The organism is Psychroflexus longus, assembly GCF_020164595.1.
GTDB classification, from domain to species: domain Bacteria; phylum Bacteroidota; class Bacteroidia; order Flavobacteriales; family Flavobacteriaceae; genus Psychroflexus; species Psychroflexus longus.
Genome location: NZ_JAIQZE010000001.1, coordinates 254,346 through 268,833, shown reverse-complemented (window position 1 = coordinate 268,833; position 14,488 = coordinate 254,346). Strand labels below are relative to the sequence as shown.

Sequence of the window (14,488 nt, the reverse complement as noted above, 5' to 3'; positions counted from 1 at the left end):
CTAGCTTTAAGAAGCTTAACTTTGCAACAAATACAAGATCATGAAACTTTTTGGCAAACATATTTCTATACCTTTTACGTCACCCTCAATTTCAAAACGTGATCAAAAATACATTTGGCACCCGCTTACACAACATAAACTTAATTCTGAATTATTAGCGATCCAGTCTGCAAAAGGAGCCTTGCTGAAGGACGAATCTGGCAAAACTTACATTGATGCCATTGCATCCTGGTACACCAGCATGTATGGGCACTGTCATCCGCATATCGTAAAGAGAGTGAAAGCACAAATGGAAACTTTGGATCAAATAGTTTTCAGCGGATTTACACATGAGCCTGCAGTAGAGTTGTCCGAAAAACTGATGGAGATCTTACCTAAAAACCAGGCTAAATTATTCTTCAACGACAACGGATCCACGGCGACCGAAATTGGAATCAAAATGGCGTTGCAATACCACCATAATCTCGGAAACGACAAGAAGGTAATGTTGGCACTGGAAGATGGTTTTCATGGTGATACGTTTGGAGCGATGTCTGTTTCGGGCCTATCCGTTTACAATGGTGCTTTTGAAGATCATTTTATTGAAGTTAAAAGAATCCCCAGACCTGATGGTCAAAATAATGCAGAAGTCATCACTCAATTGAAATCCATCTTGAAGGAGAATGCTATTGCAGGATTTATTTATGAGCCTTTGGTTCAAGGAGCTGCAGCGATGCAGACTTATGACCTCAATGGCCTCAATGAAGTGCTTAAGCTGTGCAAAGCAAATGATGTGATCTGTATTGCCGATGAGGTGATGACTGGCTTTGGAAAAACGGGTAAAAACTTTGCGTCAGACTATTTATCGGAGAAGCCGGATGTGATGTGTTTGAGTAAAGCCTTATCCGCTGGAATGGTTGGCATGGGAATAACAAGTTGTACCAAGAAGATTTATAAAGCTTTTTATGCCGATGAAGTTTCAAAAGGACTTTTTCATGGTCACACCTACACAGGAAATCCACTCGCATGTGCCGCTGCTATTGCTGGTTTAGAACTACTACAATCTCAAGAAATTCAAGAGTCGATTAAGAATATCATGAGTTTAAATCAGATGTTTGCCGACAAGATGCGCAACCATGAATTGATACAAGAGGTTAGACAAATTGGAGTGATTTTGGCCTTGGACCTTAACGTCGAAATGGAACGCTACGGAAATGCGAGAGATGAGATGTTTAGCTATTTTATGAGCAAAGGAGTGTTTTTAAGACCACTAGGTAAGACGGTCTATATTTTACCACCTTATGTCATTACTGAAACACAATTGGCTAAAATTTACACAGTAATTGAAGATTACCTAGATGTTTTAAAGAAGAAGCAAGCTTAAAACACAAAACCCACGGAAAAGCTATAAACGCTGTTGTATTGACTACCGTCTAATTCATTGTCAATATCATTGATACTGTAGGTATATCTGGCCTGTACCATGAAGTTTTGATTTAGTTTATAGCGAACCCCTCCGACAAGTGCAAAATCTAAGCTTTCGTATCTACTGGTTTGGCCTATGGTTTCTGTATCACTTATTAGCTGTTGTGAAGTGTTTACAAATCTTGTTTCTCGTTCTTCTTCTGCATTAATTAGATATCCTATTTGTCCCCCCCCTTCAAGCCATAGTTGCTCAATTAAATTGTAACTCATTAGTATAGGCAAATTGACATACTCCAATCTTGTCAAGCTTTTTATCTCATCAATTTCCAAACCTTCATCATTCAATTGATCTGAAGGAAATCTGTCCTCAAAACCTTGTTCAGAATAAAGGAATTCAGCCTGTATGCCTAGTTTTGGTAAAATTTTATATAAACCATATCCTCCAATATTCATGGAAGTTCGAGTTTCATAACTCGAAGGGGTATCACCAGATATAGTAGAAAGGTTAACACCTCCTTTAAAACCATACTCAAAGTATTCTTGTTGAGCAGTTAATGTGCTTATTGAAAAAAGTATAAGAGTTGCAAATATTATATAGATAAGTTTCATGTTGTAATTTTTATATAAACATAGACTTTTTCCAACGTTTGAATGTAGCCTTAATTCAATTTTAACCTTGAATTTAATTAGTAACTATTGTTACAATAAGTAATTGTTATAAAGCTTTAATTTGCATAAAATTTGAAATTATGGAATGGATTACAGATCCTTGGCCTTGGTACGTTTCGGGGCCGCTTATCGCGTTGGTTATGTTTACTTTGCTTTTTGTAGGTAAACAATTTGGAATGTCGTCCAATTTGAGAACAGCCTGCTCCATTGGAGGTGCGGGTAAAGCTGCTGACTTTTTTAAATTTGATTGGAAAAAAGAACGTTGGAATCTTATCGTGGTCTTAGGGGCAGTGATAGGTGGGTTTTTGTCAGCCAATTATCTTTCAGATAACACAGTGGAGATCAATCCAGATGTTGCTGACAAACTCGAAACTTACGGCATTACGAGTACTGGCGATGCTTATTTGCCAACCGAAATTTTTGGTACAGATAGCTTAAGCGATCCTAAGATTCTTGCTATTCTTGTCATCGGTGGCTTCTTTGTTGGTTTTGGTTCCAGATACGCAGGCGGCTGTACTTCTGGTCATGCCATTTCTGGATTGAGCAACCTTCAATTACCATCACTGATTGCAGTCATTGGCTTTTTTATTGGAGGTTTAATCATGATTAATTTTATATACCCTTTAATCTTTTAAAATATGAAAACTCTAGTATATTTAATTATAGGCACTTTCTTCGGGATTGTGATGTATAAATCTGAAGCAGCATCCTGGTTTAGAATTTATGAGATGTTCGAGTTTGGATCTTTTCATATGTATGGGATCATAGGATCTGCTTTGGCTCTTGGAGTTATTGGGACTCAAATTATAAAGGGAAATAATCTAAAAGCTATAGGAGGAAAAGAGATGGAATTGAAACCCAAAACGATGAGTATTCCGCGTTACCTGATAGGAGGAATTTTATTTGGATTGGGATGGGCTCTCGCTGGAGCTTGTCCTGGACCAATGTATGTTCTTGCAGGAGCAGGGTTCGGTTCAATTTTGATTGTAATTTTTGGAGCTCTTCTTGGTACTTTTGTTTATGGTATTCTAAAAAATAAGTTACCACATTAATAGTAAAGACACATAATTAAAAAAAACTCTGTAGTAGCAGAGTTTTTTTATGCTTAAAATTAAACCATTCAACTCTTTATAAGTCTTACTTTAAACCACAATTGATAATTCTCAATTGTTTTAAAATTAAAACTTATCATGATCAAAAAGTTACTTTACTACACGTTCGTCGCGGGGATGGTAGTTTCGATGTCATCATGTTCTATCCTGCAGGGTAAGAAAGATGATAAATCAGCTGCAAGTTCTCCAAAAAAGGAATCCAAAAATGGTGTAAAACCTTACAATAAAGTTATAACAAGCAAAGCCAAATCAGACGAAGGTCTGTTTGCCGTTCATAAAGTTGAAGAAGATTACTTCTTCGAAATCCCAGATTCGCTTTTCAACAGAGAAATGTTGATGGTGACTAGAATCGCTCAAACTGCTCAAGGCATTGGTTTTGGTGGTGGAAAACAAAATGAACAAGTGTTACGCTGGCAGAAAAAAGGCGACAAAGTTTATTTAAGAGTAGTTTCTTATGACATTGCAGCAGCAGATTCCTTGCCGATAAATCAAGCTGTTGTTAATTCCAATTTTGAGCCTATTTTATATTCTTTTGATGTAAAAGCATACAAAAAAGATTCTATAAACAACAATACGGTAATCGATGTTACAGATTTATTCAACAAAGACGTAGAAGCTATTGGCCTTCAAAGCAGAAGGAGAAAGCCTTATAAAATCTCCCGTTTGGATGACAGTCGTTCTTATATCGACACCATCAGAAGTTATCCCGAAAATATCGAAATTAGACACGTCAAAACATTCAATGCTGGTGAGCCACCTTCCAATTCTAGTACAGGATCTGTCTCATTAAAATTTAGTAATTCCATGGTGCTTTTACCTAAAGTTCCTATGAGAAGACGTTATTTCGATCAACGTGTCGGCTGGTTTACTAGTAGACAAGTTGATTATGGTCTTGATAATCAAAAATCTGAAACTGTTACTTATTTAGACAGATACCGTCTAGAAGTGAAAGATGAAGATATTGAGAAATTCAAAAATGGTGAATTGGTTGAGCCTAAGGAGCCAATTATTTATTATATCGATAGAGCTACACCTGTAAAGTGGAGAAAATACATCAAGCAAGGAATTGAAGATTGGCAAGTAGCTTTTGAAGCTGCCGGATTTAAAAATGCTATTCTAGCTATGGATCCTCCAAGTGAAGAGGAAGATCCAGATTGGAGTCCTGAAGATGTGAGATATTCTGTAGTTAGATATTTGGCTTCTCCAATTCCAAATGCCAATGGACCTCACGTAAGTGATCCACGTTCTGGAGAAATTCTAGAATCTGATATCAACTGGTATCACAATGTAATGACCTTATTGCGTAACTGGTATTTTGTACAAACGGCAGCCATCAATCCAGAAGCAAGAGGAGTAGAATTTAAAGATGAGGTGATGGGACGATTGATTCGTTTTGTTTCCTCACATGAAGTAGGCCATACACTTGGTTTGCCACATAACATGGGAAGTAGTGTTGCTTACGATGTAGAAGATTTAAGAGATCCTGAGTTTACTAAAAAGAACGGTACGGCTCCATCTATTATGGACTATGCCAGATTCAACTACATTGCACAACCAGGTGATGGTGATGTGTCGCTAATGCCAAATGTTGGTCCTTACGATAAATATTCTATCGCTTGGGGTTATAAGCCGATTTTAGATAAAACTCCTGAAGAGGAAAAAGAAATTTTAGATCAGTGGATACTGGAAAAAGCCGGAGATCCTGTTTATAGATTTGGAAAACAACAATCCGGTGGAGTAATTGATCCTAGTTCTCAAACTGAAGATCTTGGAGATGACTCAATGAAAGCCAGTGCTTATGGTATTGCTAATCTCAAAAGAATTGTTCCAAACTTGATTGAATGGACTGCTGAAGATGGTAAAAACTACGACGATCTTGATGATCTTTATAACCAGGTCTATGGTCAATATAACAGATATATGGGTCACGTTGCTGCCAACATTGGTGGGGTTTACGAGTTTTATAAAACTTACGAACAAGAAGGCGCTGTTTATATTCATACGCCTAGAGATAAGCAAGTAAGAGCCATGGAATTTCTTCAGGAGCAGCTATTCACAACTCCCGAATGGCTAATTGATCAGGATATTTTCAACAAAATTCAATTTGATGGCTATCTGGATAAAATCAAATCTTACCAGGAAAGAGCTTTGAATAACGTCCTTGATTTTGGTCGTTTCGCTAGAATGATGGAAAATGAAGAAATCAACGATGATGCTTATACTATCGTTGAAATGATGGAAGATTTGAGAACTGGACTTTTCAGTGAATTGAGAACTGGACAGGAAATTTCCAGAATAAGAAGAAACCTGCAAAGATCTTATATCTCTAGATTGCATCATTTGATGACAGAAGAGCAAGCTAGTATTCCTGCTCAGTACAGAAGGTACATTAGCAGAAGTAATATTGATGTAGAAACAAGTGACATTAGACCACTTGTGAGAGCAGAATTGAAAACTCTACAAAGAGATATGAGAAGAGCTATCAATAGAACTAGAGATACTATGTCTAGATATCACTTAGAAGACGGTGTAGAGAGAATTGAAAAAATTCTTAACCCCGATGCTTAGCCGCTGAGTGTTTTCATTTTTTAAGCCACTTTCACGTGAAAGTGGCTTTTTTATTCATCCAAACCTTTACTTTTAAAACAAATTAAAACTTATGAAATTTATATTTATAACTTTATTGGCTTTAACCTTATTCAGCTGTCAAAATTCTACGGATAAAGAAAAAGAAAATCTGGCCGCAGAGCCTGAAACTGAAGCAGTATCCTCTTCAGCTGAAAGAATTAACATTAATTTTTGGAACAGACTCGCAAAACTGAAAGGAAAATCTTTTCAAGGTGAAGTTTTAGAAGCTCCAGAAGGAGATGACTTTAGGGGAAAGAAACTGGTTATGCACGTTTTGGATGTAAAGAAAGATACCATCTATATTCCATTCAATGTTGGCGATAACCTATCAAGAACCTGGATTTTGACTAAAACTGATAAGGGTATCCAGTTGAAGCATGATCACCGTAAAGTAGATGGAAGCGAGGATGAGGTCACCATGTACGGTGGAGTGACACCTAATACTGGTTTTGATGGTTTAGCGATGTTTCCAGCAGATCAGGAGACTGTAGATTTTGCAACAAATTTATGGTGGATCACAGTAGACGAAAAGCAATTCACTTATAACCTGAGGAGAATAGGTTCTCCTGTCAAATTTTCAATTGGATTTGATTTGGAATCGCCAATAGATACACCACAGCCTTCCTGGGGTTGGGAGAATTATGTGGTAGAGTAAATCGATTTTTTTGAGACCTTTATATTAAAGATATAAAAAGCCCCTCTTTTTAATTCAGTAAAAGAGGGGCTTTAATCTTAGAAATAAAGTTTTTATCGGTTTCTGGAGCTCCTGCTACTATTTGATCTTGAGCTTCTTTCAGAATTATGTTTAGTTCTAGTAACTGGTGCAGGTTTGGTCTGAACCGAATTTCTACCAGAAACTTCACTTGTTCTTCTGTTGCTACTTCTAGCCTGATCTGGCCTAGTAGACCTTTGGGAAATGCTTCTATGGCTTGTAGTCTCACTAGATCTCCCAGAGACCTGGTTTCTTCTTACATTTGGCTTTACTTCTTGAGGTGCTGCTGCTCTATTCACTCGGGAAGAGGCATCTCTATTAGCGCTTCTATGGACTTCAGAAATAGATCTGGAGTTTTCCCTTCTTGTAGTGTTTGCACTTGAAAGTCTTGAATTTCGACTAGCATTAATCTCCTTATGACGTCTTTGAACATTTGATCTGAGGTTTCTTTCAGCCCTGGTTCTAGGTGATTGCGCATAAGCTTGAGACCTTGTAGAATTAGCACCTCGTCTATAGTTGGTTTGGTGCCTGTTAAAAGTAAAATGACGATTATTATTGATATAAGGTCTATAATATATATGTCTAACTGGCACATAGAATTGTCTGTACGGATAGTAACCTATCAAATTAAATTGTGCAGCAGGCATTGCATAATAGTTATGCCAAGGTCTCCATACATAGCTTCTATTGATATGGTTTATGAATCCGCTTTGTCTCCATAGCATATTATTTCTATAAAATAATTGTAACCCACCGATTCTATTCAGCCTCCCAAAAGAAGTGTAGTCCATATAAATACTTCCAACCTGATGTATACGGCCAAAATTATCATAGAAAATTGGAGTGTTTTGAATTTGTATAACAGCTCCGTAACTATCGTATTGTACGTAAGGATTGTAATTATAACCCGTGTTAAAACTAAAGTTCACATTTGAAGTTCTAAATCCAGCTGATACATTGGGTCCGGAATTTGGTATAAAAAAATCAAATTGACCATCTTGAAACACAGAAAACTCAATACCATTTTCCGTGAAAATGAAAGCTTGATTCGAGTTCGAGTTCCAATCATTTGCCCATCCAGACATACTTGTAAAAATGAACCCTGCGAGTAATACTGCTAATCGTTTCATGGCTAAAGGTTTTAATGTTATATAACTATAAAACCAAAGTCTGTGCCACGATTTATAAACTACTAATAATCAGATGCTTGAATTGTATTACAATTGAACTATTCACAGAATTACTCTAAATAATTCGATTGAAATTAATTTTATAAGCCACTTGGTGAAGATTGGTTATAAATTCAACTCAGGTTCCTGTTTTTCCAGTTTTAGTCTATTTCCCGCAGTATCAATGAGTTTTTTTGCCTTATTAACAAGGTACTTTTGGAAGTAGTGCTTCTGCTTATTTTGAGTATTGGTCATTACAATAATGACAAGATCTTGATTTGGGTGATATTCCAAACCATTTCTGAAGCCATCCCAGAGACCGTTATGGAAAATAACGGGTTCATTAGCTTTCTTTTCAAGTCTGAAACCCATCCCATAGCGTTCATTTTTACCACCCTTATCCCTTCCAAACATCAAGTCAACGTTTTCTTGGTTAAGAATCTTACCGTTTTTGAGATCGCGAAACCACACATGTAAATCTTCAGGGGAAGCGTAAATTCCCTTGTCACCCACAGCATTGTTGTGAAATCCTGCTGGTAATTCTATAAAAGATCGTCCATAGGTTTGGTAGCCACTTAATATAGAAGACTTGTTTAAATCATTTTTCTCTACAAAAGTTTCATCTAAGCAAAGTGGCAGCAGAAATTCTTGTTTTAGAAATTCCCCGAGGCTTAACTTGCTTACTTGTTCCACAATAGCACCTAGCACTACATAACCTGTATTGCTGTAGCTAAAGTATCTGCCAGAAGGAAAATTCAATCTGGCTGCATGTGCATTTATAAGGTCAACAACTTCAAGATTATTTGGAGCAACCTCATTATCCCAGTATTGCTCTGTAAGATACATATAGTTCCATAATCCAGACCTGTGCTTCAGTAAATCCCTTATAGTAACAGTTTCAAATTTAAAATTGGGTAAATATGTAGAGACCTGGTGATTTATATCAATCATTTTCTCTTCATGAAGTTTTAGGATAGCAGCTGCCGTATATTGTTTACTTACAGAAGCTAACTGATAAGATTTTCCTGGTTGCATAGGGATTTTTTGGATTGGATTTTCAAAACCAAAATCTTCCTTATAAAGGATTTGATCTTTATAGGCTACCAATACAGAACCATTTATCCTGTTGCGTTTTGCTCTCTTCTGAATTTGATCCTGTAAAACTTCAAGTTCTGTAGAAAATAATGAAGCGTAATCTGGAGTTGAAGGCTTAGGTGCCGGTTCCATTACTTCCGAAGTATCTTCAGTAAAGGTTTCAAAATTGCTAAAAGCAAAGTTTTGAAACATGGTGTAGGAGATTATCACAGCCAGTGTGGTAAATAATAAGAACCTAAAAACGAATTTTGAATTAAATTTCATCTGATAATTAAACTTCATTTAAAGTGCAATATATTATAAAATATTGCTGGTATTTTTTAACAATACAATTTTAACTAAAATATTCCAAATACCCTGACTTAAAGCCGCGTAATAACTAGACTTTATAAAAAGTAAGGAACATAAGTATAAACGAAGAAACTTTAATTATCGTTCATTTTTTATAACAATTAAGTTGAAGTAATTCAAAATTTAAACCTCAGCTAGCTCCTTGTTCCAGACTCTGGATAGTTTATTGAGTGATTCAAACAGTATTTTAAATGAAGATATAGCCATGCGATCTTTTTGCTTGTGACTAGACCCGATAAACCTTTTAAATTAGGCTTTAAAAGATTAATTCAATTAATTTTCGGCGTTTACAAAACCTGGCAAAGTTCTATAGCTAAGAAGTATAAACAGTGAACCCGATTCGAAAAAGGAATCGGGTTCATTGATAAGTGAATTCAAATTAAAGCTTAAGCTAAAATCATGACGTCATTGTCTTGACTAAATACCTTAAGTTCTTCAGACTAATATTACATTTCTTTAATTTTAATGTTTCTAAACCAGACATCGTCCCCATGGTCTTGGAGACCAATGTATCCTTCTTTTGCAACGTCGGCCCAATTTTCATTTAAGCTCGGAAATTTACTGTTGGCTACATCTTCTTTCCACTGAGGCGTCCATAAATGATATTCTACGACAGTTTCTCCATTTTGTTTATGAACAACAGTGCCATCATAAACTATGATCTCAACTTCATTCCATTCTCCAACTTCTCTAGCGTTTTGCGGATCTGCAGGGTATAAGTCGTAAAGCGAGCCAGCTTTTCTATTCCCATCAGTACCAAGCATTGCGTCCGGATGCTTTTCATTGTCGAGTACCTGCATCTCTGGAGCGGTTTTCCATATGTAGTCAAGTTCATCAGATTCTTGCCCTAAATAAAAGATTCCTGAATTGCCACCTTCAGAAATTTTCCATTCCAGTTTCAAATGAAAATTCTCAAAGGTTTCGTCGTATAAAATGTCCCCTCCATTTTCTGAACCAGCTTCACCTCTTCCAGAAGCCGACATGTGTATAGTTCCATCTTGAATTTTCCAATCAGATGGGAATTCTTCAATATTATACCCTCTCCAATTTCCGCTATCTTCTCCATTAAAGAGTAGTTTCCAGCCGTCTTTTTTTTCTTCTTCAGTAAGCGTGTTAGAATTTGAAGTGCTTGCCACTTCTTCGCTGCTAGCTTGAGTTGTTTCACTTTTTTTATTGTCTTCTTTTTTGTTTGCATCGCCACATCCAACTGCAAGTAATCCAAAAATTGAAAAGGTCCAAAATATTTTTTTCATGTGTCTAGTTGTTATATTGTTATGATTTTAATTTTAGTTATAACTAAGTTTGAGATTTTGTTGATTAATATGACCAGCCTTTTCTATATGTTCGCTTGATGTATTCTTTAGCTGCGTTTTTAGCATTAATGGTTTCATATTGAGTATCAAATTTTGGATCTCCATCTACCACTGTAAAACTATCGGAACTTACCACTCTTATCTCTTCACTATCGCCAATATTTGTGATTTCCATTTTTTCGGCATCCCACTCTAGTTTTCTTCTCAAATCTTGAAGTCTTACAGCTAGGTTTCCAGCGACAACAACCTCATTCAATGGTCCAGCATAGCTAAAGTTTGAGCTAGCTTCAACTCTATTATTTTTATCTTCTTTGGCTGCTCTAATCCAGTCCATTTCATGACCTCCACTCAATGCATCTGGAATTATTCTCAATTCACCAGTAGTAGCAGGGGGATTATCCTCTCTGCCTATTATGAAAGGATCCATAGCATAGGTGCCACATATCAAAGTTCCTTTGGTTCCATAAAAAATAGCACCACCCCATCCCTGTTGGTCACCAGGATACATTCCAGGTTTCAAGCCTTCAGGGCGGTCTGGTTTCAAACCTCCATCGTACCAGGTAAACTCTACTGCTGGCATGTTAATATTTCCTTTTTTGGGACGCTCGCCAAAATAGTATGTTACTTTTTCTGCTGCGGGAGCACTTTCTGTATTCACTTGTGTAGAACTTGCTTCGAAAGCATAAGGAAAGCCAAGCTCAAGCGCTTTATAAACGGGATCCATTATATGGCAAGCCATATCACCCAAGGCTCCTGTACCAAAGTCCCACCATGCTCTCCAATTCCAAGGAGTGTAGGAGGGATGATATGGTCGTTCTGCAGCTGGCCCTAAAAATAGATCCCAGTCCAAGGTGTCTGGCACAGCATGCTTATCTTTTGGTCGTTCCAAGCCTTGAGGCCAGATAGGGCGGTCTGTCCAAGCATCTACTTTGGTGACTTCGCCTATCTCACCGTTCCAAATCCACTCGCACACTTTACGCATATCATCCGATGAGTTACCTTGGTTTCCCATCTGGGTGGCAACGCCGCTGGTCTTAGACAACTCAGTCAACTTCCTGGATTCATACACAGAATGTGTAAGGGGTTTTTGAAGGTAAACATGTTTTCCAGCCTGCATGGCATCTCTCGCACTTACATAATGCGTGTGGTCTGGCGTGCTTATCATTACCGCATCTATGTCTTTGTCCATTTCGTCCAGCATGACACGGTAATCTTTATACTTTTTCGCTTTAGGATAATCGTCAAAACAGCGTTTGGCATAGCTCCAGTCAACATCTGCCAACGCAACTATGTTTTGAGAATTCATGTTTCTTAAATTGCTTCTTCCCATACCACCAACACCAATTCCGGCGATGTTGAGTTTATCGCTGGGCGCGGTATATCCTAAGCCTGAAATTACATGACTTGGTAAGATAGTAGCTCCTGCGGTTGCTATGCTTATGTTTTTGATAAACTTTCGTCTAGATAAGCTAGTTTTGTACTTGAAATTATCCATGTTTTTAGTTCATTTTTGGATAAATTTATGAAAACTCTCCTCAAAACAAAGAATTTTTATAAAAAATAAAATTGACTTTTTATTCAAGATATTCCTAATGGGGAATATAACGTCAAAAATATTTTAAGATTAATTTCAAAATTAGGTTTAAAATTCTTCAGATTAAAGCCTCAAAAAGTATTTTAAAAAGTAAACTCGTTTTAGATTATAATTGAATTGTTTTCAATAATTGGTCAATAACCAAATAGAAAATGGACTTTAAAAAAAGTAAGTAATAAAAGCATAAACGAAGAAACTTTAATCATCGTTCATCTTTATGACAATTAAGTTGAAGCAATTCAAAATTTAAACCTCAGTTAGTTCCTTGTTCCAGACTTTGGATAGTTTTTTGAGTGATTCAAATAGGGTCTCAAAGGATGAGATCACGTAATAATCTTCTTGCATGATATCAGTTCTGAAAACTTTTTTGATAATAGCTTCAATGGAGTAATCCAGAAAATTAGCCTTCATTTCGTGGATTTGATTAGTTTCTCCATAAGAAGATAAAATACCAGCACCGTAGGATTGAATTTTACCTTTTTCTTCGATAACACCAAATTCAATTGTAAACCAGTAAAGACGCTGAAGTTGTAAGAGCTTTTCTGGCTCATCCAGAAATTGACAGCCAAGTTTGCCAAACTCATATACAAATTCAGAAAAAATAGGATTGCTCAATAAAGGGACATGGCCAAAAATATCGTGAAACATATCTGGCTCTTCCAGATAGTCTAAGCTATCTTTGGAACGCAACCATGTTGAAGAACAAAACTTACGTTCGGCAAGTAATTGAAAAAAGTCTTCTACAGGTATAAGTCCAGGCACTACCTTAAGCTCCCATTTGGTTTCAGTCTCAAACCAAATATTAATTTTTTTAAAACTTGGAATTTCGTTTGCATTCAAAACGGGAGACATATGTTCCAATGCATCTATGTATTCTTGAGAAGCTTTGCCAGAAATGTTTTCCTTCTGTCTATCAAAGAGTGTTTTCCAGACCCATAAGTCTTCTTCGTTGTACTTAGACATGTCTTGCATAAGAAGTGTTTTTAAAAAATAAAAATCCCGACTCTCAATTGAATCGGGATTAATTTTGGTTTATTATTTCAATTGTACCATTAACCGATTCTATTGTTTAGAAGTGGATAATAGTAATAATAATGATTCTTCTTTGTCATGTTTCAAAATTAGATAATATCTAAAATTACACAAATCAACAAGTGTTAAACTAAAACATACTTCAATTGGTCACTTCTCATAAATTATTAGTAATATCAAATTCATTTAGAATCATCGATATATGAAAAAAAATCACAACTGGGGAATAATAGGCTTAGGAGGTATCGCTCATAAATTTGCTTCAGACTTAAATGATGTCGAAGGTGCTCAGCTTTACGCAGTGGCTTCAAGAACTTTAGAAAAAGCTCGAAATTTTGCATCCGAATTTGATGTGGAAACCGCCTATGGTTCTTACGAAGCACTGGCTAAAGATCCCAAAGTAGATATCATTTACATCGCCACACCACATGTGTTTCATTACGAAAATACCATGATGTGTCTCGAGCATGGGAAAGCTGTGTTATGTGAAAAACCAATGGCGATAAATGCAGAGCAACTAAAGACCATGATTCAGGCTTCAAAAGAAAAGTCTTTGTTTTTGATGGAAGGACTTTGGACTAACTTCATGCCGCATCTTCAAAAAGTTCATCAACTCAATCAGTATGAAACTTATGGCAAATGCCTGAAAGTGGAAGCTGATTTTTCCTTCAAAGCTAAATTTGATACAGAAAAACGACTGTTCAATAAAGATTTAGGTGGAGGCGCTTTATTGGATATTGGGATTTATCCAGTGTTTCTAGCTTTAAAGCTTCTTGGTTCTCCTCAGGAAATGGAAGCGACTTGTGAATTTTCCTCAACAGGTATTGATATTTCCAATCAAATCAACTTTAAATATGCCTCTGGAGCAACAGCAAAATTATCTTCTAGTTTTGCTAAAACGACCCCTTCAAAGGCTAAAATTTATTTTGAAAAAGCTACGGTGGAGTTTGGTTCGCGATTCCATCAAACCGATAAATTATCGATTACAACTGACTCAGGCAAAGACCACATTGATTTTCATTATCCAACTCATGGTTATCAGTTTGAAATTGAACACGTGCAGGAGTGTTTGGACAAAGGCTTAACTCAAAGTCCGGAAATGCCACTAGCTGCTTCTTTGGAGTTGATAGAAACTTTGGATAAAATACGAGAACAATTAGGTTTGGTGTATTCTGAAGATTGGAAGTAGAATGAAAAAAGTACTACACTTAAAGTTGTTTAGTAGAAATATATTATTAAAGTAAAAGTAATTGACAGTTAATTTTGAAATCATATGGTGTTCAATTCAAAATTCATAATTATAATTGATCAACAAGTTTAAAACTTAAGACCTACTCCCCTCTATCCATAACCTAAAGTTGCAACTAATTATCTATTTAAAAAAATTGTGAAAGCCCTCCGAATTGCTA

12 protein-coding genes are annotated in these 14,488 nt (G+C 36.3%); 6 read left to right on the top strand and 6 right to left on the bottom strand.

The genetic code is table 11. The annotated features are described in order from the left end of the window. Nucleotides 1-40: 40 nt before the first annotated feature. Nucleotides 41-1,363 (top strand): adenosylmethionine--8-amino-7-oxononanoate transaminase, encoded by a 1,323-nt coding sequence (gene bioA, locus LB452_RS01290; protein ID WP_224459910.1) that lies wholly within the window; start codon nucleotides 41-43, stop codon nucleotides 1,361-1,363. Here bioA and LB452_RS01285 read toward each other — a convergent pair. After that, nucleotides 1,360-2,013 (bottom strand): porin family protein, encoded by a 654-nt coding sequence (locus LB452_RS01285; RefSeq protein WP_224459909.1) that lies wholly within the window; start codon nucleotides 2,011-2,013, stop codon nucleotides 1,360-1,362. The genes bioA and LB452_RS01285 overlap by 4 nt on opposite strands. Before the next feature lie 140 nt (nucleotides 2,014-2,153). Here LB452_RS01285 and LB452_RS01280 point away from each other — a divergent pair, with 140 nt between their 5' ends. From LB452_RS01280 to LB452_RS01265, 4 genes are all read left to right on the top strand, one after another. After that, entirely contained in the window at nucleotides 2,154-2,708 is a 555-nt protein-coding gene (locus tag LB452_RS01280) for a YeeE/YedE family protein (RefSeq protein ID WP_224459908.1), read from the top strand. A 3-nt stretch (nucleotides 2,709-2,711) separates the two neighbouring features. Next, nucleotides 2,712-3,125: a DUF6691 family protein gene (locus LB452_RS01275; protein WP_224459907.1), complete on the top strand. Its 414-nt coding sequence runs from the start codon at nucleotides 2,712-2,714 to the stop codon at nucleotides 3,123-3,125. 138 nt (nucleotides 3,126-3,263) lie between these two features. Next, entirely contained in the window at nucleotides 3,264-5,753 is a 2,490-nt protein-coding gene (locus LB452_RS01270) for a zinc-dependent metalloprotease (RefSeq protein WP_224459906.1), read from the top strand. A 91-nt stretch (nucleotides 5,754-5,844) separates the two neighbouring features. Next, the gene (locus tag LB452_RS01265; RefSeq protein ID WP_224459905.1) at nucleotides 5,845-6,468 is read left to right on the top strand and encodes a hypothetical protein; all 624 of its coding nucleotides are present in this window, start codon (nucleotides 5,845-5,847) and stop codon (nucleotides 6,466-6,468) included. A gap of 92 nt (nucleotides 6,469-6,560) precedes the next feature. Here the strand turns inward: LB452_RS01265 and LB452_RS01260 are convergent, their stop codons facing one another. The 5 genes from LB452_RS01260 to LB452_RS01240 form a co-directional block, all read right to left on the bottom strand. Beyond that, on the bottom strand, nucleotides 6,561-7,655 hold the full coding sequence (locus LB452_RS01260; protein ID WP_224459904.1) for a hypothetical protein: 1,095 nt from the start codon (nucleotides 7,653-7,655) through the stop codon (nucleotides 6,561-6,563). Nucleotides 7,656-7,820: 165 nt separating this feature from the next. Then, the gene (locus tag LB452_RS01255; protein ID WP_224459903.1) at nucleotides 7,821-9,053 is read right to left on the bottom strand and encodes a serine hydrolase domain-containing protein; all 1,233 of its coding nucleotides are present in this window, start codon (nucleotides 9,051-9,053) and stop codon (nucleotides 7,821-7,823) included. Nucleotides 9,054-9,586: 533 nt separating this feature from the next. Next, nucleotides 9,587-10,393, bottom strand: a complete 807-nt coding sequence (locus tag LB452_RS01250; RefSeq protein WP_224459902.1) for a 3-keto-disaccharide hydrolase — start codon at nucleotides 10,391-10,393, stop codon at nucleotides 9,587-9,589. Between the two features lie 64 nt (nucleotides 10,394-10,457). Then, nucleotides 10,458-11,948, bottom strand: a complete 1,491-nt coding sequence (locus tag LB452_RS01245) for a Gfo/Idh/MocA family protein (protein WP_224459901.1) — start codon at nucleotides 11,946-11,948, stop codon at nucleotides 10,458-10,460. Between the two features lie 345 nt (nucleotides 11,949-12,293). Further along, nucleotides 12,294-13,019, bottom strand: coding sequence for a phenylalanine-4-hydroxylase (locus LB452_RS01240; protein WP_224459900.1), 726 nt, complete (start codon nucleotides 13,017-13,019; stop codon nucleotides 12,294-12,296). A 262-nt stretch (nucleotides 13,020-13,281) separates the two neighbouring features. Here LB452_RS01240 and LB452_RS01235 point away from each other — a divergent pair, with 262 nt between their 5' ends. Continuing rightward, the gene (locus tag LB452_RS01235) at nucleotides 13,282-14,268 is read left to right on the top strand and encodes a Gfo/Idh/MocA family protein (RefSeq protein ID WP_224459899.1); all 987 of its coding nucleotides are present in this window, start codon (nucleotides 13,282-13,284) and stop codon (nucleotides 14,266-14,268) included. Nucleotides 14,269-14,488: the final 220 nt, after the last annotated feature.